Raw genomic sequence first — 25,084 nt, forward strand, 5'->3', positions numbered from 1 at the left:
ATGAGCACCATCGCATTCATCGGACTCGGCATCATGGGCAGCCCCATGGCCGTCCACCTCGCACAGGCCGGCCATCAGGTGGTCGGGTACAACCTCACACCCGACCGCACCGCACCACTGGTCGAGGCCGGCGGCACCGCGGCCGAGTCGATCGCCAAGGCGGTGACCGGCGCGGACGTCATCGCGGTCATGGTGCCCGACTCCCCCGACGTCCAGGACGTCCTCACCGGCGAGGGCGGGGTGTTCGACAACGCACCTGCAGACGCCCTGATCATCGACTTCTCCAGCATCCGACCGGACGTCACCAGCGCGCTGGCGCAGGAGGCCCGGTCACGAGGGTTCCGCATCATCGACGCGCCGGTGTCGGGCGGTCAGGCCGGCGCCGAGAACCGGGCCCTGTCGATCATGGTGGGCGGCAGCGCCGAGGACGTCGAGTCGGCCAGGCCCATTCTCGACGTGGTGGGCTCGACCGTCGTCCACGTCGGACCCAACGGCTCCGGGCAGACCGTCAAGGCCGCCAACCAATTGATCGTGGCCGGCAACATCCAGGTGCTCGCGGAGGCGATCGTCTTCCTCGAGGCCTACGGCGTCGACATGCGCGCCGCCGTCGAGGTTCTGGGAGGCGGCCTCGCCGGATCGGCAGTCCTGAAGCAGAAGGCACAGAAGATGCTCGACCGATCGTTCGAGCCCGGGTTCCGGATCGACCTGCACCACAAGGACCTCGGCATCGTCGGCTCCGCGGCACGCGAGGCGGGTGTCGTCACGCCGATGGGCGCCCTGCTCGCCCAACTGATGGCGTCGGCACGCGCGAACGGTGACGGCGGACTCGACCACTCGGCCCTGTTCCGCGGCGTCGAGCAGCTGTCCGGGAAGGCGAGCCGATGACCCGCATGCGCGCGGCCGACGCCGCGGTGAAGATTCTCGAACTCGAGGGTGCAACCACAGCATTCGGTCTCCCCGGCGCTGCGATCAACCCCTTCTACTCGGCCATGCGGGCGCACGGCGGGATCCGGCACGTCCTGGCCCGCCACGTCGAAGGCGCGTCACACATGGCGGAGGGATTCACCCGAGCGAAGGCCGGCAACATCGGCATCTGCATCGGCACCTCCGGGCCGGCCGGCACCGACATGATCACCGGTCTCTACTCCGCGATGGCGGATTCCGTTCCCGTACTGGCCATCACGGGCCAGGCACCGGTGGCCCGACTGCACAAGGAAGACTTTCAGGCCGTCGACATCGCGTCGATCGCCGCACCGGTGACGAAGATGGCCATGACGGTCCTCGAGCCCGCGCAGGTGCCCGGCGCTTTCGCGCAGGCGTTCCACCTGATGCGGTCCGGGCGCCCCGGTCCCGTCCTGATCGACCTGCCCATCGACGTGCAGATGGCCGAGATCGAGTTCGACCCCGACACGTATCAGTCACTGCCGGTGCACAAGCCGCGTGCCTCGCGGGCACAAGCCGAAAAGGCGATCGACATGCTGCTCGCCGCCGAGCGACCGTTGATCGTCGCCGGCGGCGGCATCGTCAACGCCGACGCATCGGACCTCTTGGTCGAGTTGGCCGAGATCCTGAACGTCCCCGTGATCCCCACGCTGATGGGCTGGGGCACTATTCCCGACGATCATCGTCTCGCCGCGGGCATGGTGGGGCTGCAGACCTCGCACCGTTACGGCAACGCGACGCTGCTTGCCTCGGACTTCGTCATCGGCATCGGGAACCGGTGGGCCAACCGGCACACCGGTGGCCTGGACACCTACCGCGGGACGCGGACGTTCGTCCACGTCGACATCGAGCCGACTCAGATCGGACGGGTGTTCGCCCCCGACTACGGCATCATCTCGGACGCGGCGGCAGCACTGGAACAGTTCGTCGCCGTCGCACGGGACCGCCGCGCGGCCGGTGCGCTCCGCGACCTCACGGGCTGGGTGGAGGAGTGCGCGACGCGGAAGCGGACCATGCAGCGTCGCACGCACTTCGACGACGTCCCGATCAAGCCGCAACGGGTGTACGAGGAGATGAACCGTGTCTTCGGCCGCGACACCCGCTACGTCACCACGATCGGCTTGTCGCAGATCGCCGGCGGGCAGTTCCTGCACGTGTACGAGCCGCGCAACTGGATCAACTGTGGCCAGGCCGGTCCACTGGGGTGGACGATCCCCGCCGCGCTCGGTGTGGTCGCGGCGGACCCGAGCACCCCCGTCGTGGGTCTCTCGGGCGACTACGACTTCCAGTTCATGATCGAGGAGTTGGCCGTCGGCGCGCAGTTCAACCTGCCCTACGTGCACGTGCTGGTGAACAATTCGTACCTCGGTCTGATCCGACAGGCCCAGCGTGCCTTCGACATGGACTTCTGTGTGCAGCTCGGTTTCGACAACATCAATCACCACGACCCGGTCGACGGTGAACCGGGCATCCCCAAGGGCTACGGCGTCGATCATGTCGCCGTCGCGGAGGGGCTGGGCTGCAAGGCGTTGCGCGTCACCGACCCGGATGCGATCGCGGACGCACTCGCCTCGGCCCGCACCCTGGCGGCCGAGCACAAGGTCCCCGTCGTCGTCGAGATCGTGTTGGAGCGCGTCACGAACATCGCGATGGGCACCGAGCTGGACAATGTCGGCGAGTTCGAGGATCTCGCGCGATCGTCCGCCGATGCACCCACGGCACTGCTGATGTTGGACTGAGGATGCCGCGCGTTCTCCTCTCGCCCGACAAGTTCAAGGGGTCGGCGACGGCGATCGAGGTCGCCGATGCCCTGGCCGAGGGCATCGCGACCGCCGCACCGTCGTGGGACGTCGTGCGACTGCCGGTGGCGGACGGCGGCGACGGCACGGTCGACGCCGCCGTCGCCGCCGGGTGGGACCGCGTGCCCGTGTCCACGACCGGTCCGACGGGCATGCCTGTCGACTCCTCGTATGCGCGCCGGGGATCCACCGCCGTCGTCGAACTCGCGTCGACGGTGGGACTGTCGCGACTGCCCGGCGGTGCCCCGAACGCGTTGGAAACCAGCACGTTCGGACTGGGGACGGTCGTATTACACGCTCTCGGCGACGGCGCCAGGACCATCGTCATCGGACTGGGCGGCAGCGCCTCCACCGACGGCGGCGCCGGCATGCTCCGCGGACTGGGTGTGCGCATCCTCGACGCCCGTGGCCGTGAGATCACCGGCGGCGGTGCGGCGTTGCGCGAGGCGGCGACGTTGGATCTCGACGCGATGACGTCCGCGGTGGCCGGCGTCTCCTTCCAGCTCGCGTGCGACGTCGACAATCCACTGCTCGGCCCGGCAGGCGCCACCGCCGTGTACGCACCACAGAAGGGCGCCGGCCCGGACGCAGTGCGTGTCCTCGAGCAGGCGATGACGCGATGGGCGGAGGTCGCGGGCGCTGCCCACGCCGATCGGCCCGGTGCGGGCGCAGCCGGCGGAACTGCCTTCGGCGCGATGGCAGTGCTCGGAGCGACGGTGCGGTCCGGAATCGACACCGTGCTCGACCTGGTCGACTTCCGTCGCCGGCTGGCGTCGGCGGACCTCGTGGTCACCGGTGAGGGATCACTGGACGAGCAGAGCCTGCACGGCAAAGTCCCGGTCGGCGTCGCCCAGGTCGCCCGCGACGAAGGCATCCCGGTTTTCGCCGTCGCCGGCCGAATCACGCTCGCACTCGATCGCCTACTCGACCACGGCATCGTCCGCTCCTACTCGCTCGCCGATCTCGAACCCGATCTTGCCGCGTCGATGCGCCACGCTCCGACGCTGCTCCAGCGGATCGGCGCGACCATCGCCACCTCGTATTTTACCGAAGGAGTTTCATGACCACCGCTGCGTTCACCGCCCATGTCGACCTCGCCTCCCGCGCCCTGGGAGGAAGCGTCAGCGCGGCGAACGACGAACTGTTCGCCCAGCGGGAGAACCTGATCCGGCCCGAACCCCCGTTCTTCGATCCCCACGACTTCGGGCACAAGGGCAAGGTCTACGACGGGTGGGAGACCCGTCGCCGCCGGGACGACGGACACGACTGGGCGATCGTTCGACTCGGTGCCGCCGGCATCGTGCACGGCGTCATCGTCGACACGGCACACTTCCTCGGCAACTACCCGCCGTTCGTGTCCGTCGACGGAGCCTGCGTCGAGGGCCACCCGTCGAGCGAGGAGCTGGAGAAGGCCGACTGGCACACCCTCGTCGAGAGATCGCCGGCACTCGGCGGCACCGCGAACGCCTACAGCGTCGACGATCACCACCGGTGGACACATCTGCGCCTCAACATCTTTCCCGACGGGGGCGTGGCCCGACTCCGGGTGCACGGCGAGGTGGTCCCGGACCCGAGGTTCCTGACGGGGACGGTCGACCTGCTCGCCGCGGAGAACGGCGCTGTCCTGACGGAGTGCTCCGACGCGTTCTACTCCTCGCCGGCCAACATCATCATGCCGGGCCGCGCCCGCAACATGGGTGAGGGCTGGGAGAACGCGCGACGACGACACGGAGGCAACGACTTCGCGGTGTTCGCGATGGCGGCCGCCGGCGTTCTCCGCCACCTCGAGGTGGACACGAGCTACTACGTCGGCAATGCCCCCGGGTGGGTCCGTGTCACCACCGTGGACGCGCGCACCGCCGACGTCCACGACGAGGGCGCGTGGCACGAACTGCTACCGCGAACGGCCGTCGCTCCGGACACGCGGCACCGGTTCGCCCTGGATACCTCGCCTGCCGCGACGCACCTGCGTCTGGACGTCTACCCGGACGGTGGACTGTCGAGGCTGCGGCTGTTCGGTGAGCTCGACGACGCCTCGGCCACCGCGGCCCGCGAACGCTGGTCGTCCTCGCGTCCCACCGAGTAGCGCTGGCTTGTGTGCAGTGATCCGCGGATACCGCGGATCACTGCACACGATCGACGAGCGCGCGGATCTCCGCGATCACGTCGCCGGGACGCTCGGTCAGGTCGCGCCAGGTGTAGCGCAGCACCGTCCACGACGCGCTCAGCACGTTCTGCCGGATACGGTCACGGTGGAAGGCCGCGCTGTCGGAGTGGAATGCCCACCCGTCGATCTCGATCGCCAAGCGCTGCAACGGGAACGCGATGTCGAGCACGTACCCGCCGAACGGATGGTTCACCACCCACCCGCGGAGCCCGGATGCGGTGAGCAGGCGAAGAACGAGCCGCTCCGCCTCCGATCGAGCGCCGGACTCGGCCGCCCGCAATAATCGCTCTGCTTTCGTGCTGCCGTGTCGTCCGCGATTGCGGTCCTGCGCCCGCCGTAGGCCCAGAAGAGTCGCGTGCCGCTGCAGCTGCCGGTCCATGACCTCCTGGCCGAGAACGACCGACGCCTCGAGCACCGTCAGCGCCAGACCGGAGACGCGGACACGGCGGACCTCGACGATGTCTGCCGCGTCGAGAGTGCGGCGGCGCAACCGAACCCCCGGCGCGGGGCGTCCCGACGCGGTGAGCGGAACGGTGACCTCGACCAGCGGCGGGAGATGCGTCGTCAGGCCCAACCAGAACGCGGCGCTCGTCCCGGTGAGCACTCCGCTGGTGGTCGACCACACTGCGCACCGCACCCGCGCTGTGTCGGTGAACGGTCGGTCGAGGGCGACGTACACGCCGGGACTCACCCGTCGCCACCGTCCCGAGCGGACTCGTCGTTCGAGAGCGTCCGAGCTCAGGCCGGCAGCTCGAGCGTGTGCGGACGTGACCACGCCGTCCTGAGCCGCGAGCAGTCTGTCGATCACGAGTGGTTCGACGCGCAGGGCGGCACGGTCGTTCCCGGTCCGCCTGTGTGCAGTGATCCGCGCCCACCGCGGATCACTGCACACAACTCGGCTACGCCTGACGACGGTCGGGCACGGTCGCGTGGTGGATCGGGCCGTCCCCGAGTGTCAGGGACATGCCGCTGCCGCCGCGCCGCGCTGCCACGAACTCCGCCGCGATGGCCACCGCGGTCTCCTCGGGTGTACTCGCACCCAGGTCGAGGCCGACGGGTGACCGCAGTCGAGACAGCTCGGTCTCGGTCATCCCCACCTCGCGCAGCCGTGCCAGCCGGTCACGTTGGGTCCGCCTCGATCCCATCGCCCCGACGAACGCCACCGGCAACCTGAGCGCGATCTCGAGCAGCGGCACGTCGAACTTCGCGTCATGGGTCAGGACGCACACCACCGTGCGCGCGTCGACCTCGGTGCGCGCGAGATAGGAGTGCGGCCATTCGGCGATCACCTCGTCGGCGTCCGGAAACCGTGCCCGTGTGGCGAACACCGGGCGCGCGTCGCACACCGTCACGCGGTAGCCGAGGAAGCTGCCGAGGCGGGCGAGGGCGCCGGCATGGTCGATCGCCCCGAACACGAGCAGCCGCGGCGGTGGGGCGTACGACACGACAAACATCTCCACTCCGGGCCGGCATCGGACGGAACGGATTCCGGTGCTGCCGGCGTCCAGCATCGCGCGAGCCTCGTCGACAGCGATGCGGTCGATGTCGGCGAAGCCGGTCGATCCGAGGTGCCTGTCCGGCCGCACGGCCAGGACCGTGCCGACGGAGTCGAGGAGCTGAACGGTGGCGACGGCGCCGTCGAACGACCGCAGGACCGCGGGGTCGGGCGCCGGCGAGACGAACACCTCGATCTCGCCCCCGCAGGTGAGCCCGACGGCGAACGCGTCGTCGTCGCTGTAGCCGAAACTCTGCCGGACCGCGACGCCGGTGTCCAGGACCTCCTGGCAGAGCGCGTAGACGGCACCCTCGACGCAGCCGCCCGACACGCTCCCCACCACCCGCCCGTCGGAGGCGACGGCCATCGCGGCACCGGGTGACCGGGGCGCGCTGCCCGAGACGGCGACGACGGTCGCGACGGCGTACGCCAGTCCCGCGTCGTGCCAGGCCATCAACCGGTCCGCGATGTCCCGCATCAGGAGATGCCCAGCGCTTCCTCGATGGGGTGCAGTGCGAAGTACACGACGAACACCGCGCTCATGACGTACAGCAGCCAGTGCGTCTGCCGCACCTTTCCCTTGGCCAGGCGGATGATCGTGTAAGACAACACCCCTGCCGCCACACCGACCGTGATCGAGTACGTGAAGGGCATGAGCACGATGGTCAGGAAGGCCGGGATCGCGATCTCGGTGTCCTCCCAGTCGATCTTGCGGACGTGGGTCATCATCAACGCGCCGACGAGGACCAGGGCAGGTGCTGCCGCGCCGACCGGGACGACGCCGGCGAGTGGTGTGAAGAAGATGAGGCTGGTGAGCAGTCCACCGGTGACCACGCTGGCCAGTCCCGTGCGAGCACCCTCCGCGACTCCGGCGGCCGATTCGACCACCGCGGTGTTGGCAGAACCGTTGATCGCGCCGCCGAGGATGGCGCCGATGCCGTCGACGGTGAGGATGCGGCTCAGTCCGGGCAGCCGGCCCTGCTTGTCGACGAGACCGGCTTCCTCGCCCACTCCCAGAATGGTTCCCATGGCGTCGAAGAAGCCCGAGAGCACCAGCGTGAACAACACGACCGACGCGGTGACGACGCCGGCGCGGGCGAAGCCGCCGAACACGTCCACCTCGAACAGCAGGTCGAATCGCGGTGTGGCGACGATGGAATCGGGTACCGAGGGCACCACGGGACCCCATGCGCGTGGGTCGATGTCGACCACGGAGTTCAGCACGATGGCGAGGTTGGTGGCGACGAAGATGCCGATGAGCATCGCACCGGGGACGCGCCGGACGAACAGCACCATCATGACCACGAGGCCGACGCAGAATACGAGGACCGGCCAGCCTGCGAGCTTGCCGAAGATTCCGAGTGTGACTGCGGTGGAGGCGTTGTCGCCGTAGCCGACGAACCCGGCGTCGACGAGACCGATGAGAGCGATGAACGCTCCGATGCCCACTCCGATGGCCTGCTTCAGCACGCGCGGGATCGCGTCCATGATGAGTTGGCGGACACCGGTCAGCGCGAAGACGACGATGATGACACCTTCGAGGACGACCAGCCCCATCGCCTGGGGCCAGGTCATGAACGGCGCGGCCTGGAACACCACGATCGGCGTCACTCCCAGCCCTGCCGCCATGGCGAGCGGCGCGTTGCCCACCACGCCCATCAGCACGGTCGTCAGCCCCGCCGACAGCGCGACCATGGTGCTCAACTGTGCCGGGTCGAGGGTCGCACCGGTGACGTCCTGCGCGTCGCCGATGATGAGCGGGATCAGCACGATCAGGTAGGCCATCGCGACGAACGTCGTGATGCCGCCGCGGATCTCACGGGTGATCGTGGAGCCGCGCATCGTGATGGAGAAGAAGGTGTCGAGTCGGGAGCGGCGTCCGCCGCTGCCCACCGTCGTCGCGGGATCGAGTTTCGTCATGAGGTCAGGGCCTTCCCGGGTCCGTGATGTGTTCGGGTCGTATCGGTACTCGTGTGAGGGCGAGACCGGTGGCGTCGCGAACGGCAGCGACGACTGCGGGGGTGGAGGACAGGGTCGGAGGCTCGCCGGCGCCGCGAAGGCCGTACGGCGCCAGCGGGTCCGGGTTCTCCAGGATGTCGAGTTTCATCGGCGGCATGTCGAGGATGGTGGGGATGAGGTAGTCGGTGAACGACGGGTTCTTCACCAGCCCGTCCACGACGACGATCTCCTCCATCAGAGCCAGGCCCAGTCCCTGAGCCGATCCGCCGTGGATCTGCCCCTCGAGGGAGAGCCGGTTGAGGATCCTGCCGACGTCCTGGACGGCGGCCATCTCGACGACCTTCACCAGACCGAGCTCGACGTCGACGTCGACCACCGCGCGGTGCACGCACAGCGCGAGCTGGGTGTGGCTCGCGCCCTGCCCGGTCACCGGATCCATGCCGGTGGTGGGACGGTGGTGGAACTCGCGGGTCTGCTCTACCACTCGGTCGCCGAGAACGTCCTCGATCGTGGCCAGGACGCCGTCGGTGCGGGAGACGACCTTGCCGCCGTCGAGAGTCAGGTCCGTCGCGGCGCGACCGAGATGCAGTCCGGCGAGGACGAACACGGCCTCCCGGACCGCCTCGCACGCGGCCTTCACCGCACCGCCGGTCATGTAGGACTGGCGGGACGCGGACGACGACCCGGAGTTCCCGACGGTGGTGTCGGCAGGATGGATCGTCACGCGCGACACCCCCAGCTCGGTGCGGGCGATCTGCGCCTCGAGTGTCACCAGGCCCTGTCCCACCTCGGCGGCGGCCGTGTGCACCAGAGCGGTGACCTCGCCGCCGATGACCTCGAGTCGGACCCGCGCCGTCGAGTAGTCGTCGTAGTTCTCGGAGAAGCAGATGTTCTTGAGTCCCACTCCGTAGCCGACTCCCCGCACGACGCCCTCACCGTGCGTGGTCTGCGACGCGCCTCCGGGAAGGTTGCGGATGTCGGAGGTGTCCAGTGGCGCGGGCATGGGCATCGCCTCGGCCCGGAGGAGCATCTCGGCGAGGGGCGCGGGAGCCTCGATCACCTGACCGGTGGCGAGGAGCGAACCCTGTGCGACGGCGTTGACGCGGCGGACCTCGACCGGGCTCAGACCGCACGCCTCGGCGAGCTGGTCCATCATCGACTCGTACGCGAAACATGCCTGTACGGCGCCGAATCCGCGCATCGCGCCGCACGGCGGGTTGTTCGTGTAGACGCCGTACGCGTCGATCTCGATGTTCGGGATGACATACGGTCCCACGCCCAGCGACGCAGCGTTGCCGACGACGTTCAGCGTGGCCGACGTGTAGGCGCCGCCGTCGAGGATGATCTCGACGTCCGCGAACAACAGCCGGCCGTCGCTCGTGGCGCCGTACTCGTAGTGCATCTGCGCCGGGTGCCGGTGCACATGCCCGAAGAACGACTCGTAGCGGTTGTAGACCATCCGGACCGGCTTGCCCGTGTACATCGCGAGCATGGCCGCGTGGATCTGCATGGACAGGTCCTCGCGCCCGCCGAACGCTCCCCCGACTCCGGAGAGCGTCATCCTGATCTTCTCCTTCGGCAGTCCGAGGCACGGCCCGATCTGTTCGAGGTCGTTGTGCATCCATTGCGTCGCGACGTACAGGTCCACCCCGCCGTCGTCGCCGGGAACCGCGAGACCCGATTCGGGTCCGAGGAAGGCCTGGTCCTGGATGCCGACCGAGAAGGCGCTGCTGACGATCACGTCGGCCCGCGCACGCGCAGCGGCCACGTCGCCGACGCGCACCGGTTGGTGGCGTGCGATTCCGCCGCGCTCCTGCACCTTCGGGTAGGTCGGATCCAGTGCGGCACGGCGGGCGTCGCACAGTGGCTCGAGCACCTCGTAGACCACCTCGATCCGTTCCATCGCCCGGCGCGCGGTCTCGGGGTGATCCGCCGCGACGAGGACGATGGGCTCGCCTTCGTGACGCACCTCGCCGAAGGCGAGGACAGGCTGGTCCCATGTGCCGTCGAGGCCGAAACACGGGCGTCCCGGCACGTCCTCGTGGGTGAGCACGGCCTCCACGCCGGGGAGGGCGAGCGCCGCCGAGATGTCCACGGACACGATGCGCGCGCGGGGATGCGGACTCCGCAGGGTGGCGCCGTGCAGCATGCCGTCGATGAACAGATCGGACGAGTACGCGAACTCTCCCTTGACCTTCAGGGTCCCGTCGGGGCGGAGTGGACTGTCTCCCACGCGTCCGAGGCCCGGTGCGTCCACGGGTGCGGGGAAGGCGCCGGGGCGCGTCCGTCCGGGGGCGCTCACAGGACGTCCTTCGCGAGAGCCATGAGACGACGGTGTGCGTTCGCTCCGGCCGCCGCCGCCTCGTCCTGCGACACGCTGATCAGCGTGTCGTCCTCCACGATCGTCCGACCGCCGACCATGAGGTGGCCCAGTGGCGGCGTCTGCCCGTACGCGAGCGCGACGACGGGATCGTCTATCGCGGCGAAGAAGCCGTCGGTACGCCAGATCGCGAGGTCGGCGAGCTTGCCCACCTCGAGGGACCCGATCTCGTCCTGCCGGCCGAGGACCGTGGCGCCACCGAGTGTCGCGGCCTCGAGAGCCTGGCGAGCACTCAACGCGGTCGGCCCGTAGCGTGCCCGCTGCATGTACACGGCCTGACGGATCTCGCCGGCGAGCGAGACCATCTCGGCGGACGCCGATCCGTCCACGCCGAGACCGACCGGCGCGCCGGCGTGCAGCAGATCGGCGACACGGGCGATTCCCGCGCCGAGTCGCGCGTTCGAACTGGGGCAGTGCGCGACGCCGGTACCCGTTGCCGCGAGCGAGGTGATGTCGGAATCGTGGAGGTGGACGGCGTGGGCGAACCACACGTCGTCGCCCAGCCACCCCACCTGTTCCATGTACTGCACGGGCGTGCAGCCCATCTGGGCGAGGCAGTGCTCCTCCTCGTCCACCGTCTCGGACAGATGTGTGTGCAGCCGAACACTTTTCACTCGGGCGAGGCTCGCCGATTCCACGAGCAGGTCCTTGCTGATCGAGAACGGGGAGCACGGCGCGACGGCGATCCGCAGCATCGAGCCGAACGACGCGTCGTGGTACGTGTCGATCGCATCCGCGGTGGCGGTCAGGATGTCGTCGAGCTTCTCCACCACCTCGTCGGGAGGGAGCCCGCCGTCCGACACGCCCCGGTCCATCGACCCGCGGCAGGGGTGGAAACGCACTCCGATCCGCGCCGCCGCGTCGATCTCGGCGGCGAACAGATCGCCCCGTCCCTTCGGGAAGATGTAGTGGTGATCGGTGCTGGTGGTGCACCCGGACTTCGCGAGCCAGCCGAGCCCCGCCAGCGCGGCCCCGCCGACCACCTCGGCGTCCATCTTCGCCCATGGTCGGTACAGGGTCACGAGCCACTCGAAGAGGGTGCTGTCCTTCGCCAGTCCCTGCGACGCCCACTGGTACAGGTGGTGATGGGCATTGACCAGACCGGGCGTGACCAGTCCGCCACGCGCGTCGATGATCTCGGCGCCGGGAACGATCGGCGCAGGACCCGCGCCGATCGCGGTCACGAGCGGCCCGTCGACGACGATGTACCCGTGCGGGATCTCGGCACCGACCACGGGTGCGATGTAGGCGTTGGTGACGATGCGAACACTCATCGGGAATCGGCCCTTCGTGAGGCGGCGAGTCGGACGGCGTCGAGAATTTTCTCGTAACCGGTGCAGCGGCAGAGGTTTCCGGCGAGGGCCTCGCGGATCTCCGCATCGGACGGATCGGGCACCCGCTCGACGAGGTCGTGCGCCTGGACCACCAGCCCGGGTGTGCAGAAGCCGCACTGGACGGCGCCGCACTCCACGAAGGCCTTCTGGATCGGGCCCAGCGCCTCCCCGTCGGAGAGTCCCTCCACGGTGCGCACGCGTCGACCTTCGACCTGGCCGGCCGCCACCAGGCACGAGCACACCGGCACGTCGTCGAGATAGACGGTGCAGGAACCGCACTCCCCCTGCTCGCACGCGTTCTTCGATCCGGGCAGGCCCATGCGCTCGCGCAACACGTAGAGAAGACTCTCGCCCTCCCACACGTCGTCCGCGCTCTGGTCGGTGCCGTTCACCGTGCAGTTCACTCTCATGCTCACGCCGCCTCTCCGTTGTTCCTGTGGTCGCGCCACGACCAGGCGAGAGTGCGTCTCGCCATGACCGCCAGCGCATGTCGCCGATAGTCGGCGGTACCGCGTACGTCGTCGATCGGGCTCGCCGCCTCACGGACCAGGTCGCCGAACCGGCGGGCGACGGCGTCGTCGAGCGGGCCGTCCCAGTCGAGTTCCGCAGCGAGAAATACCTCGGCGGCGGTGGCCCGCCGCGGCGTCGGGGCGGCCGAACCGATACCCGTGCCGACACGTCGCTCGGCCGGGAACAGGGCGAGCGAGAACGAACACACCGCGATGACCATGGCGTTGCGCGTGCCGACCTTCGAGAAGTACTGCGGCCCGGTGGCCGGCGGCACGTGGAACGCGCGGATCAACTCGTCCGGTTCCAGGCAGTGACGCTTGACGCCGACGTAGAACTCCTCGGCCGGAATCATGCGTGTGCCCCGAGCGGCCGACTCGGCCTCGACGATCGCGCCGCACGCGAGCAGCGGCGCGTGCAGATCGCCGGCGGGGGATGCGCCCCCGAGATTGCCGCCGACCGTCCCCCTGTTGCGGATCTGGGGCGAACCGACCGTGCGCGCGGCCTGCGCGATTCCCGGCAGCCGATCGCCCAGTTCGGCGATGATCCGCACGTACGGCATGCCGGCACCGACGCGGAGCGACCCGTCTGGATTTTCCTCCCAGGTGGTGAGCTCCGTGATCGGGTTCAGGTCGAGCAGCGCCGTCGGTCTGTGCAGATCGAAGTTCATCTCGACCATGACGTCGGTACCCCCCTGCACGGGGACGACATCGGGTCGATCGGCTGCGGCGGCGAGTGCGTCCGCCCAGGTCTGTGGCCGAAGAAAGTCCATGGGAGAAGTACACCCGCCCGCCGTCCGGCGGACGAGACGCAGGAACGACAGACTATGACCCGCATCACACGCGAATCACTGTAGGTTCCTCCGAATGAAGGTGCACGACCTACTCGACATGCCCCATCTCGGACTCGACCCCCTCGTGTCCGACGACGGACGAGACACGGTCATCCGATGGGTCGTGACGACCGACATGCTCGATCCCGGTCGCTATCTCGAGGGCGGAGAACTGGTCCTCACCGGACTGATGTGGCACACGAGACCCGAGGATTCAGACGTCTTCGTCCGTGCGATCACCGGTGCCGGCGTCGCCGCACTGGCGGCCTCGTACGACGGCGTGGTGCCCGCCGATCTCGTCGAGTCGTGCCGCCGACACGGGCTGCCCCTGTTCCGGGTGTCCGCCGCCGTGGCCTTCGCGACGATCACGGAGAGCGTGGTGCGCTCGCTCTCGCGCGAGCGCGCGACCGATCTCCGGTCGGTCCTCGACCGGCACCGCCGCCTGGTGTCGGGCGCCGGCGCCGGGGACGGCATCGGGCCACTTCTCGACCTGGTGTCCGAGGATCTCGGACTGGAATGCTGGGTGCTCACCCCCGGCGGGCGCGTCGTGGCCTCGTCCCATCCGCTTCCCGACGAGATCCGTCCCGACGATCTGGCGCACGACTTCCTCACGGCACGAGGACTTCCCGTGGTGTCCCACGGCCTGTCCCTCCTCGCCGTCGACGGTGACCGGACGTCGCGCGTCGCCGACGCGATGGTGGCCTTCCGCAGCGACTGGCGCAGTTGGACTCCCGAGCGGCTCGCACTCGCCGAGGACGTGGCGTCGATCGTCGCGCTCGAACGTGAGCGCACCGACGACCGCCTCGGGTCGTCCGGACGCTCGGCGCACCAGCTGATCCGCGTGATCACCGCGGGCGGATCGGTCGCGGACACCCTCGCCCAGATGACGGTGGTCGGCCTCGACACCGACGCTCGGTACGCGGTGGTCGCCGCGGCCGTCGCGAGTGGCCCCCTCCGCCCCGGCGAACTCCGGGTGGTCCTGCGCGAGTTGCTCCCGAGCGGCGGCGCGATCGGTGTGACGGACGGTGAGGTGGTCGCGATCGTTCCCACCGACGACGACCTGACGCCGCGAGTGCGGTCGGGGATGGATCGCCTCGTTCCCGGACTTGCCGGCAGCGACGTCTCGCTCGGCGTCAGCAGCGCGGTGACGGCGGGCGAACTCCGCGGCGCCGTCGACGAAGCCAGGTATGCCCGCCGGCTCGCGGCCGGCCGCAGCGACGGGGTCCGCATCGTGGGGCACGACGAACTGGCGGATCTGGTGCTGCTCCTGGCGAGCGTGCCGGACGAGATGAGACGGCTGTTCCGCTCGCGTCTGCTGGATCCTGTCGTGGAGTACGACGACCGCCATCAGAGCGATCTCGTCCCGACTCTGCGAGCCTTCCTCGACTGCAACGGATCGTGGACGGCGTGCTCGACCCGGCTGCACCTGCACGTCAACTCGGTGCGCTACCGCATCCAGCGCATCGAGGAACTCACCGGTCGGGATCTCTCCGGACTCGAGGACCGCGTGAACTTCTATCTGGCACTGCGGATGTCGTGACGGCCGGGATCAGATCATGTCCTTGCGCGCCAACCACCGCATGATCGGCCAGCCGAGGAACACCGGGATCCAGCACGTGAGCACGCGATAGAGCAGAACGGACGGCACCGCGATGGTGGCGGGCAACCCGAACGCCGCCAGACCGCCGATGAGAGCGGCTTCCACGGCGCCGATGCCACCCGGCGTCGGGGCTGCGGAGGCGAGCGTCCCACCGATCATCGTGACGATGGTGACCGTGATGAAGGTGGTTCCCCCGCCGAACGCCTCGATGCTCACCCACAGCGCGAAGGCAGCACCGAGAGTGGTTGCGGCGCAGCCCAGCACGATGACGGTGAAGCGTGCCGGATGCCGCACGAGCTCCGAGAGGTCCGAGTAGACCTCCGCGAGCTGAGGCCGCACCGCGGTGCGCAGGAAGCGCCGCAGGGTGGGCACGAACAGGAAGGCGCCGAGGGCGCCGAACGCGACACCGGCGATGAGGTACAGGATCGTGGCGCTCGGGACGAAGCGGGACAGGTCGGCGGACTGGCCCGCCGCGACGCTGAACACCACGAGCAGCGTCACGTGCGAGATCACCTGCACCAGTTGCTGCAGAGCTACCGCGGCGGTCGAGCGCGTGAGCGTCAAACCGCCCTTCTGCAGGAAGCGGACGCTCAGCGCCAGTCCGCCGACACCCGCCGGAGTCGTCGTCGCCGCGAACGTGTTGGCCACCTGCATGATCGTCGTGTTCAGGAAACCCACGGCGCCCGAGGCGCACGCCCACAGCGCCGCGGCCGCTCCGAAATAGGTCGCGGCGGAGATCGCGAGACCGAGCAGTGCCCACCACCAGTTGATCGAGGCCAGCTCGGAGGCGAAGGTCGGGACCTGACTGATGAACGGATACGCGACGTAGACCAGCGCGATGAGCAGGACCAACTGCACGACCTGGTTACGCGAGAACCGCGTCACCTGCTCGGTGGCGATCGCCGAGGTCCCGGTCCGGGCCAGCACCGTGTCCCGCGTCGCCGTGAGCACCCCCTTGGCGTCGTGCACCGCCCGGCGCACGCGGGTCGGGATAGCGGACGGCGTCAGCCGGCGTGAGGCGGTGAGAACGTCCGCCGGGCCGAGCCTGTCGATCGCGGCGTCGACGGCGACGTCGGGCCCGTACAGCGATGCGGTGGTCAGCATCAGCTGCGCGGCGTCCGAGTGCAACTGGGCCTGCGACGCGCCGAGTTCCGCGGTGTCGAAGCCACCGAGCAACGCGGTGCCGTCCTCGTCGATCCGGATGTCGTCGACCCGGAGGTCTCCGTGCGAGATCTGCCGGGAGCGCAGCACTCCCAGAGTCCGCCACAGTGCGTGCGCATCCTCCGGACGCTCGGGGTCCACGCGCCGACCGCGGGGAACGCTGTGGGCGTACAGGACCCAGCCACGCTCGAGGGCCGACACCGCCGTCGGGACACAGGCCGCCACGCCCAGGTCGTTCAGCGCGATGCCCATCAACGCGCGATGCTCCACCGCGCGGCGCTGTGAGGCGTGCAGGGGCGGGCTCTCCGACGACCGCAGAGTCACCAGTCGGCGCAGCAGACGCAGGGCGCCGCGGCTGCGCTGATTGGGACCGAACAGCTCGACGACGACGTCGTGGCCCACCGGCCCGATCCGTCCCGAGAGCACCAGGGGACCCGAACCCGCCGGGCGCAGAACGACGAACCCGGCGATGTCGACTCCCCGGCGCTTCAGGGCACGGACGGCCTCGGCGAGCGGCACCTCGAGTGCCGGGGTGCCCACCACCCAGATCACGAGCGATCCGGCGAGCCACCCCACGGCGAGACCGAGCAGCGAGCGCGCGGGGACGACGGTGCTGATGAGCAGATGGATCGGGACGAAAGCCAGCAGCAGCACCCACCACGTCCGCTTCCAGCGGATCGGCAGCCCCGGGCCGGAGACGGTGAGCACGGCCGCGACGATGGCGATCCAGCGCGGATCGTCGAGGATCTGCGAGAGCAGGGTGTCCAGGCGCGTCGATTCGTCGATGTGCCACTTCGGCGCGGAGATCCCGCTGCCACTGACCGACAACGCCAGTGCGGCCACCACGGCCGCAGCGACGTAACCCGCGAGCAGCCGCCAGCGGCGTGCCGCCACCAGTCCGGCGAGCACGGTGAACGGAAGAGCCAGAATGGCGACGCCGTACACGAGATAGACGGCATTGGACTGGCTCGGGGTGAGCACGCCGACGATGTCGGAGATCGAGCGCTCCAGCGCTGTCCACTCGTTGCGGGTCACCAACGAACCGACGACGATCGCCCCCAGGACGATCGCCGCGGTCACGACCCGCAGGATGTCGCTCGTTCGCCGGGTCAACGGTTGCAGGACGCTCCCGGTGACCGGGATGTCTCTTCCGTCGACCAGCACACCGGCCAACCTATCGGAGCGGTGGGCCGCCGGCGGTGAGGCGCATCAGGTTCGGAAGCGATACCCCATGCCGGCCTCGGTCAGCAGGTGGCGTGGATGCGCCGGATCGGGCTCGAGTTTGCGCCGCAGCTGACCGAGATACACCCGGAGATAGTGGGTCTCGGTCTCGTACGCCGGACCCCACACCTCGCGCAGCAGTTCTCGCTGTCCGACCAGCTTGCCGCGGTGCCGCACCAGCATCTCGAGCATGCCCCACTCAGTGGGGGTGAGGTGGACCGGCTGCCCGTCGCGCGTCACCGATCTCGCGGCCAGATCCACGGTGAACGAGTCGGTCACGACGACCGCCTCGCCGTCGCCGTCCGCCGTGCGTGCGGCGCGCCGAACCGCGACGCGCAGCCGGGCGAGGAACTCGTCCATGCCGAACGGCTTGGTCACGTAGTCGTCCGCACCCGCGTCCAGCGCGTCGACCTTGTCGCCGGAGTCCGAACGGGCGGACAGCACGATCACGGGCACGGTGGTCCACCCGCGAAGTCCGGCGAGCACCTCCAGGCCGTCGAGATCCGGCAGACCCAGGTCGAGGACGATCACGTCCGGATGCCTCTCGGCGGCGGCGCGCAGAGCTCCCGCTCCGGTCGACGCCGTCGACACGTCGTAGCCCCGCACCCCGAGATTGATGCGCAGCGCCCGCAGCAACTGCGGCTCGTCGTCGACGACGAGGACACGGGTGGGCGGCGGTCCCGGCCGCGGCGTCTCGGTCGTTCCCCCGTCCTCGGTCACGACGCCGCCGGCAGGTCGACGGTGACGGTCAGCCCGCCGCCGACGGTGCGCTGCGTCGACACCGTGCCGTGCATGGCCTCGACGAAGCCGCGCACCACGGACAGTCCGAGGCCGACGCCGGTGGTGTTGTCGCGATCCCCGAGCCGCTGGAACGCGTCGAAGACGGTCTCCTCCGAGCCGTCCGCGATACCGGGCCCGTGGTCGGCCACGGCGAGCCGGACGCGGTCGTCGTCCACACGAGCGGACACGCGGATCTCGCCGTGGGGTGCGTACCGCACAGCGTTGTCGATCAGATTCGCCACCACTCGCTCCAGCAGACCCTCGTCCGCCAGCACCGACAGATCCCCCACCTCCACCTGCAGGCGGGACCGCGCCGGACCGACGGAGGCCGAGGCGCGGTGCACCACCTCGTCGAGGAACACACGCGCCGACACCGGCCGCACCACGCCGGCGGCCAGGCGCGAGGAGTCGAGCAGGTTCTCCACCAGCGCGGTGAGCTGATCCGCCGACTCCTCGACCGTCGCCAGCAACTCCGCGGTGTCCTCGGGCGAGAAGGTGACGTCCTCGCTGCGCAGACTCGAGGCGGCGGCCTTGACCGCGGCCAGCGGCGTCCTCAGGTCGTGTCCCACGGCGGACAGCAGTGCCCGCCGCAGTGTGTCCGACTCGACGGCGGCCGCGGCGGTGCTCGCCTCCGCGGCCAGTTCGCTCTGGCGGATCAAGCCGACCGCCTGATTGGCGACCGCCGTGAGGACACGCCGGTCGGTCGCGCGGGTGCGGTGCCCCGCGAGGACGAGGGCGTACTCCTCGTCGCCCACCTCCACCGCGGTGTCGGCGGCGTCCACGCTCGTGGGCGGGTTCTCCCCCACTGCACTGACGACGCCGTGCCCCGAGCGCAGCACCGCCACGGCGCGCTGCCCGTACGTCTCGCGCACCCGCTCGAGCAGAGCGGGCAGGTCGGCTCCACGCAGCACCGATCCGGCGAACAGCGCCAGCAGTTCCGCCTGTTGCGACGCGCTGCGGGCGTCCCGTGCCCGCCGGGCGGCCGCGTCGACGAGCACGGCCACCGCCACGGCGACGACGAGCAGCACCACTGTCGTCACGAAGTTGTCCGGTTCGGCGATGGTGAAGCTGTAGCGCGGATCGGTGAAGAAGTAGTTCAACAGCAGAGCCGAGAACAGTGCCGACAGCGCGGCCGGAGCGACACCGCCGAGCAGGGACACCGCCAGCACCACCACGAAGAACAGGGCGCTCTCACCGCCGAGTTCGAGGGAATCGTCGAACAGCGAGATGATCGCGGCCGCAAGTGCAGGAACCACGACCGACGCGGCCCACGCCAACGGGCGTCGCAACGCCGGCGCGGCAGTGCGTCTGATTCCGCGGCGCGCCTCCTCGTGAGTGACCATGTGCACGTCGATCTTGCCGGAATGCTGCACCACCGACGATCCGATGCCTTCGTCGAAGATGCGGGCCCACCGCGAGCGACGTGACGTCCCGAGCACCAGCTGTGTCGCGTTGACGCCCCGCGCGAACTCGAGAAGCGTCGCCGGAACATCGTCGCCGACGACGCTGTGCACGGAGGCACCGAGCGCGGTGGCCAGGGTACGGACCTTGCCCATGTGCGAGGCGGAGACACCGGAGAGTCCGTCGCCTCGGACCACATGCAGCACCATCAGTTCCGCGCTGGACTTGGCGGCGATTCGGCTCGCCCGGCGCAGCAGCGTCTCGGATTCGGGACCGCCGGTCACCGCGACAACGAGACGTTCTCGTGCTTCCCACGTGTCCTTGATGGCGTTGTCCGCACGGTAGCGGGCCAGCGCCGCGTCGACCTGATCGGCCAGCCACAGCAGTGCCAGCTCCCGCAGCGCAGTGAGATTACCCCGTCGGAAGAAGTTGCTGAGCGCTGCGTCGACCTTCTCGGGCGCGTAGACGTTCCCGTGTGACAGCCTGCGCCGCAACGCTTCCGGGGTGATGTCGACCAGCTCGACCTGGGCTGCGGCCCGCACGATGGCGTCGGGAACCGTCTCCCGTTGCACCACACCGGTAATGCGCTGGACCACGTCGTTGAGACTCTCGAGGTGCTGCACGTTCAGAGTCGACACCACGTCGATCCCGGCGGCCAGAAACTCCTCGACATCCTGCCAGCGCTTGGCGTTACGACTGCCCGGAGTGTTCGTGTGGGCCAGTTCGTCGACGAGCACCAATTCCGGCATTCTGGCCAAGACGCCGTCGACGTCGAGTTCGGGCACCGAGGCTCCGCGATACTCGACCATTTTCGGCGCCAGTACCGCGATGCCGTCCAGCATCTCTGCCGTTCGAGTGCGTCCGTGAGTCTCGACGACACCGGCGACGACGTCACACCCGCGGGACTGGCGACGGTGCGCCTCGCCGAGCATCGCGAACGTCTTTCCCACGCCCGGCGCCGCGCCGAGATAGATACGCAGTTCTCCCCTGCCCCCCGGAGTCGTGCGTTCGTCTGCGGCGTCGGCGTGCATGCTCACCTGCTCATCATCCACCCGTAGTCGAGCAGTCGGGTGCAGTCAGTCCCAGGTCGACGTTCAGCGTGGCGACGTTCACCACCGATTGTCCGAGGAAACCGAGCTGCCGACCGTCGGTGTTCTCCGCGACCAGCGTGCGCACCTCGTCCTGTGATTTCCCTGTTGCTGCCGCCACGCGGGCGACCTGAAGCTCTGCATACGCCGGGCTGATGTCCGGGTCGATACCCGAACCCGAACCCGTCACCGCGTCGACGGGCACCGCCGCCGGATCGACGTTCTCACGCTCGGCGATCGCAGCGCGACGTTGCTCGATGAACGACGCGAGAGTGTCACTGCTCGGACCCTGGTTCAGAGGGAGAGCGGCGGAGGGGTCGCCCGCGGCAAAGGCGTCGTCATCGGCGACCGACCCCGTGACGCGCGTGTGGAAATACGGATCGGGTTGTCCGTCTGCGACAGTGGTGTCGACGCCGATGAGCGAGCTGCCGACAACACATCCCGAGGCATCGCGGATGGGTGAGCCTTCCGCCGAATCGGACCCGATCCGGCTGACCGCCCACACCGCAGCCGGGTACCCGATGCCGAGAAGTACCGTCAACGCCAACAGGACCGTGAACCCGGCGACGACCTGTTTGAAGAACACCGAAGTAATACGCATTGCTAGCCCATTCCAGGAATAAGTCGGACCACGAGGTCAATCAGCCAGATGCCGACGAAGGGCGAGATCACGCCTCCGACGCCATAGACGGCGAGGTTGCGGCCGAGCAGTGTCGACGCGGTGGACGGCGTGTACCGAACACCTTTCAGCGCAAGGGGAATCAGCGCCACGATGACCAGTGCGTTGAACACCACGGCCGAGACGATCGCTGATTGTGGAGTTGCCAGCCGCATGATGTTCAGCGTGTCGAGCTGGGGATACACCGTGGAGAACATTGCCGGCAGGATCGCGAAGTACTTGGCGAGGTCGTTCGCCAACGAGAACGTGGTGAGCGCTCCGCGGGTGATGAGGAGTTGCTTTCCGACCTCGACCACCTCGATCAATTTGGTGGGATCGGAATCGAGATCCACCATGTTGCCCGCCTCTTTCGCTGCGGACGTGCCGGTGTTCATTGCCACGCCTACGTCGGCCTGAGCCAGCGCGGGAGCGTCGTTGGTGCCATCCCCCGTCATTGCGACCAGCCGACCACCGTTCTGTTCACGGCGGATCAATGCGAGTTTGTCTTCCGGTGTCGCTTCGGCGAGGAAATCGTCGACCCCGGCTTCAGCAGCGATGGCCCGAGCGGTGAGGGGGTTGTCACCGGTCACCATCACGGTCCGAATGCCCATGGCGCGCAACCGTTCGAATCGTTCGGCGATGTGAGGCTTGACCACATCGGACAACTCGACGACTCCGAGAACTCGGGCGCTCGAACCGGATTCGGCGACCGCAACGACGAGCGGAGTACCGCCCGCTTCGGACACCGACTCGACCGAATCACGTACCGCAGTGTCGGTGGCGTCGCCACTGCGTTCACGGACCCAGGCGAACACGCTGTCGGAGGCGCCCTTTCGGATCTGCCGACCGTCGACGTCCAGCCCACTCATGCGGGTCTGAGCGGTGAACGGAACGAACTCACCCCCTGCTGCGGGATCTGCTTCCCCGCCGAAGTCGCGTGCGACGAGTTCGACGATGCTGCGTCCCTCGGGTGTTCCGTCAGCGAGCGAAGACAGGCGAGCCGCATCGGCGAGTTCCCGAACCTCGACCCCTGGTGCCGGATGCAGTGCCGTGGCTCTGCGATTTCCGAAGGTGATCGTGCCGGTCTTGTCCATCAGCAGGGTGTCGATGTCACCGGCGGCCTCGACCGCGCGGCCCGACATGGCGAGAACGTTGCGCTGCACCAGTCGGTCCATGCCGGCGATGCCGATGGCGGACAGGAGTGCGCCGATGGTCGTCGGGATCAGGCAGACGAGAAGTGCGATGAGCTTGACCGGATCCTGCGCCGACCCCGCGTAGATGCTCATGGGACCGATGGCCACGACGGCAAGCAAGAACACGATGGTCAGGGACGCGAGCAGGATGTTGAGAGCGATCTCGTTCGGAGTCTTCTGTCGCGACGCACCCTCGACGAGCGCGATCATCCGGTCGACGAACGTCTCACCCTGTGCGGCGGTGATCTTCACGACGATCCGGTCCGACAGCACGGTGGTGCCGCCGGTGACGGCGCTTCGGTCACCGCCCGATTCACGCACCACCGGTGCGGATTCACCCGTGATGGCGGATTCGTCCACCGATGCGATGCCGTCGACCACGTCACCGTCACCAGGAATGACTTCCCCTGCGGTGACGACCACCTCGTCACCGACCTTCAGTTCGGTGCCGGGCACGCTCTCGACGGACCCGTCGGGCAGCCGACGATTGGCAAGCGTGTCCCGTTTGACGTTGCGCAGACTGGCCGCCTGGGCCTTGCCGCGACCCTCGGCAACGGACTCGGCGAGGTTCGCGAACAACACGGTGAACCAGAGCCACCCGGTGACGAGCCAGGAAAACACCGACGGGTCGGCGATCGCCATGACAGTGGTGATGACCGAGCCGACCAGAACGACGAACATGACCGGGTTGCGGGCCTGGTGACGCGGATCGAGCTTGCGGAATGCGGTGGGTAACGAGGTCCACAGCTGCTTGGGGCTGAAGTAGCCGGACTTGACGGGAGCCGGCGCGCCGTTGTCGGGTGTCGCCTCCGACAGAGTGGGATGGTCGTTGACGAGGGTCATTGCAAAGCCTCCGCGAAGGGGCCCAGCGCGAGCGCTGGGAAGAATGTGAGCGCAGCGACGAGGACGATCGTGCCGGTGAGAAGGCCGGTGAACAGCAGTCCCGTGGTGGGCAGGGTGCCGGGTCCAGCCGGACTTCGACGCTTGGTGACCAGTGAGCCGGCCAGGGCCAGAACGAACACGATCGGAAGGAACCGGCCCAGCAGCATCGCGATGCCAAGGGAGGTCTGGAACCAGTCGTTGGTCACGGTCAGTCCGCCGAACGCACTTCCGTTGTTGTTCGACGCGGACGCGTAGGCGTAGAGCACCTCGCTGAATCCGTGGATCGAACCCGGAGTTCCGGGGTCCCCGCTGTTGCCGAGCGCTCCGCTCGTGGAACCCAGGATCACCGTGATACCGGTCCCGATCAGAACGAGCGCCGGCATGACGAGCACCGACAGTGCCGCCATGGTGATCTCGCGTTTGCCGAGCTTCTTACCGAGGTACTCCGGCGTGCGTCCCACCAGGAGCCCACCGACGAACACGGCGATGATGGCCAGGACCAGCATTCCGTAGAGGCCGGTCCCGACTCCGCCGGGAGCGACCTCACCGAAAAGCATGTTGAGGATGACGACTCCACCGCCCAGGGGCGACATCGAGTCGTGCGCCGAATTCACTGCGCCGGTCGAGGTTCCCGTGGTGCTGACTGCCCACAGGGCGGACGCGGGGATGCCGAAACGCTGTTCCTTACCCTCCATCATGGCGCCCGCGGCCTGCGCGGCGACACCGCGAGTACCGGATTCCGCCGCAAGGGTCACGGCGAGAACGGCGCCCCACAGCAGCGTCATGACGGCGAGGATCGACAGACCCTGCTTACGTTCTCCGACAAGGGTTCCGAAGGTTCGCGTCAACGCGACTGGGATCAACAACAGGGCGATGATCTCGACGATGTTGGACAACGGCGTCGGGTTCTCGAACGGGTGCGCCGAGTTGGCTGCCAGGATTCCGCCGCCGTTGGTGCCGAGCTCTTTGATCGCTTCCTGAGAGGCGACGGGAGCGAGAGCATTCGTGATCGAGCTACCGTCCAGACCCGTCGACGCGAAGCTGCTGTGGAACGACATGACCACGCCCTGCGTCAGCAGGATCAGCGCCACGACGAACGACAACGGCAGCAGGATCCGAAGTACGCCGCGTGTGAGATCGACCCAGAAGTTTCCGAGTTCGCCTCCACTGCGCACACGAACGAACCCGCGGATCACTGCAACCGCCACGGCCAATCCCACTGCGGCAGAGACGAAATTCTGCACTGCGAGGCCGAGCGGTTGCGTGAGGTTGCTCATCGTTGTCTCGGGTGAATACGACTGCCAGTTGGTGTTGGTCACGAAGGAGATGGCGGTGTTGAACGCAACCGACGGGCTGACACCGGGCAGCGAATTGTTCAGCGGCAGAACACCTTGAACGCGTTGGAGGGCATAGAGGAAGAAGACGCCGGCCGCAGAGAAGCCCAGCAGCGACAAGGCGTAGCCGACCCACGTCTGTTCCGAGCGGGGGTCGATCCGGCACACGCGATACAGCAGGGATTCCACCCGCCAGTCCGCTGTTGCCGATACCGACCTGCTCGTCGGCTGCGGAGGGTCGAGAGCAGTGGTCGTGGTGATCGTCGATCCCTCTGCCTGGTTCGCGGCAGAGCTGACCAATTCTTCACGAGCACGTGCATCTCGCGGGGTGGTGAACACGCGCGCCATGTA

17 protein-coding genes and 1 pseudogene are annotated in these 25,084 nt (G+C 68.6%); 5 read left to right on the top strand and 13 right to left on the bottom strand.

What is annotated here, in order from left to right; genetic code table 11:
* The 4 genes from QRN16_RS06765 to alc are packed head-to-tail and all read left to right on the top strand — an operon-like array spanning position 1 to position 4,827.
* Positions 1–885 (top strand): 2-hydroxy-3-oxopropionate reductase, encoded by an 885-nt coding sequence (locus tag QRN16_RS06765; RefSeq protein ID WP_222637731.1) that lies wholly within the window; start codon positions 1–3, stop codon positions 883–885.
* Positions 882–2,681 carry a glyoxylate carboligase gene (gcl, locus tag QRN16_RS06770; RefSeq protein ID WP_222637732.1) on the top strand — a complete coding sequence of 600 codons (1,800 nt, stop codon included), beginning with the start codon at positions 882–884 and terminating at the stop codon, positions 2,679–2,681. The genes QRN16_RS06765 and gcl overlap by 4 nt, the downstream gene beginning before the upstream one ends.
* Before the next feature lie 2 nt (positions 2,682–2,683).
* Entirely contained in the window at positions 2,684–3,805 is a 1,122-nt protein-coding gene (locus QRN16_RS06775; RefSeq protein ID WP_285185203.1) for a glycerate kinase, read from the top strand.
* Complete coding sequence (gene alc, locus QRN16_RS06780) at positions 3,802–4,827, top strand: allantoicase (RefSeq protein ID WP_285185205.1); 1,026 nt, start codon at positions 3,802–3,804, stop codon at positions 4,825–4,827. The genes QRN16_RS06775 and alc overlap by 4 nt, the downstream gene beginning before the upstream one ends.
* 37 nt (positions 4,828–4,864) lie before the next feature.
* On the opposite strand, the gene QRN16_RS06785 is transcribed toward alc, so the two are convergent.
* The 7 genes from QRN16_RS06785 to QRN16_RS06815 all read right to left on the bottom strand — a co-directional run bounded on the left by QRN16_RS06785 (position 4,865) and on the right by QRN16_RS06815 (position 13,355).
* Positions 4,865–5,716, bottom strand: coding sequence for a type IV toxin-antitoxin system AbiEi family antitoxin domain-containing protein (locus tag QRN16_RS06785; protein ID WP_285185207.1), 852 nt, complete (start codon positions 5,714–5,716; stop codon positions 4,865–4,867).
* Between the two features lie 91 nt (positions 5,717–5,807).
* Positions 5,808–6,881, bottom strand: a complete 1,074-nt coding sequence (locus QRN16_RS06790; protein ID WP_285185209.1) for an XdhC family protein — start codon at positions 6,879–6,881, stop codon at positions 5,808–5,810.
* Entirely contained in the window at positions 6,881–8,323 is a 1,443-nt protein-coding gene (locus QRN16_RS06795; protein WP_285185211.1) for an NCS2 family permease, read from the bottom strand. The genes QRN16_RS06790 and QRN16_RS06795 overlap by 1 nt, the downstream gene beginning before the upstream one ends.
* 4 nt (positions 8,324–8,327) lie before the next feature.
* Positions 8,328–10,664: a molybdopterin cofactor-binding domain-containing protein gene (locus tag QRN16_RS06800; RefSeq protein ID WP_285185213.1), complete on the bottom strand. Its 2,337-nt coding sequence runs from the start codon at positions 10,662–10,664 to the stop codon at positions 8,328–8,330.
* Positions 10,661–12,016: an 8-oxoguanine deaminase gene (locus QRN16_RS06805; RefSeq protein ID WP_285185215.1), complete on the bottom strand. Its 1,356-nt coding sequence runs from the start codon at positions 12,014–12,016 to the stop codon at positions 10,661–10,663. The genes QRN16_RS06800 and QRN16_RS06805 overlap by 4 nt, the downstream gene beginning before the upstream one ends.
* On the bottom strand, positions 12,013–12,486 hold the full coding sequence (locus QRN16_RS06810) for a (2Fe-2S)-binding protein (protein WP_027504988.1): 474 nt from the start codon (positions 12,484–12,486) through the stop codon (positions 12,013–12,015). Before QRN16_RS06810 ends, QRN16_RS06805 begins: the two co-directional genes overlap by 4 nt.
* 2 nt (positions 12,487–12,488) lie before the next feature.
* Positions 12,489–13,355, bottom strand: coding sequence for an FAD binding domain-containing protein (locus tag QRN16_RS06815; protein ID WP_285185217.1), 867 nt, complete (start codon positions 13,353–13,355; stop codon positions 12,489–12,491).
* A gap of 94 nt (positions 13,356–13,449) precedes the next feature.
* Here QRN16_RS06815 and QRN16_RS06820 point away from each other — a divergent pair, with 94 nt between their 5' ends.
* On the top strand, positions 13,450–14,955 hold the full coding sequence (locus QRN16_RS06820; RefSeq protein WP_285185219.1) for a PucR family transcriptional regulator: 1,506 nt from the start codon (positions 13,450–13,452) through the stop codon (positions 14,953–14,955).
* Between the two features lie 9 nt (positions 14,956–14,964).
* Here the strand turns inward: QRN16_RS06820 and QRN16_RS06825 are convergent, their stop codons facing one another.
* From QRN16_RS06825 to kdpA, 6 genes and pseudogenes are all read right to left on the bottom strand, one after another.
* Positions 14,965–17,340 carry a lysylphosphatidylglycerol synthase transmembrane domain-containing protein gene (locus QRN16_RS06825; protein ID WP_027504985.1) on the bottom strand — a complete coding sequence of 792 codons (2,376 nt, stop codon included), beginning with the start codon at positions 17,338–17,340 and terminating at the stop codon, positions 14,965–14,967.
* Positions 17,341–17,385: 45 nt separating this feature from the next.
* Positions 17,386–18,117, bottom strand: coding sequence for a response regulator (locus QRN16_RS06830; protein WP_027504984.1), 732 nt, complete (start codon positions 18,115–18,117; stop codon positions 17,386–17,388).
* Positions 18,114–20,609: a sensor histidine kinase gene (locus QRN16_RS06835; protein WP_056445354.1), complete on the bottom strand. Its 2,496-nt coding sequence runs from the start codon at positions 20,607–20,609 to the stop codon at positions 18,114–18,116. The genes QRN16_RS06830 and QRN16_RS06835 overlap by 4 nt, the downstream gene beginning before the upstream one ends.
* 13 nt (positions 20,610–20,622) lie before the next feature.
* Positions 20,623–21,267, bottom strand: a complete 645-nt coding sequence (locus QRN16_RS06840; protein ID WP_027504982.1) for a potassium-transporting ATPase subunit C — start codon at positions 21,265–21,267, stop codon at positions 20,623–20,625.
* 2 nt (positions 21,268–21,269) lie between these two features.
* Positions 21,270–23,360, bottom strand: a complete 2,091-nt coding sequence (kdpB, locus tag QRN16_RS06845) for a potassium-transporting ATPase subunit KdpB (protein WP_056445087.1) — start codon at positions 23,358–23,360, stop codon at positions 21,270–21,272.
* Positions 23,357–24,925, bottom strand: a pseudogene (kdpA, locus tag QRN16_RS06850) (potassium-transporting ATPase subunit KdpA); the annotation flags it as partial. The pseudogene kdpA and the gene kdpB, both read right to left, overlap by 4 nt.
* Positions 24,926–25,084 lie beyond the last annotated feature (159 nt).

This window comes from Rhodococcus sp. MEB041, assembly GCF_030208955.1.
Lineage (GTDB): Bacteria > Actinomycetota > Actinomycetes > Mycobacteriales > Mycobacteriaceae > Rhodococcoides.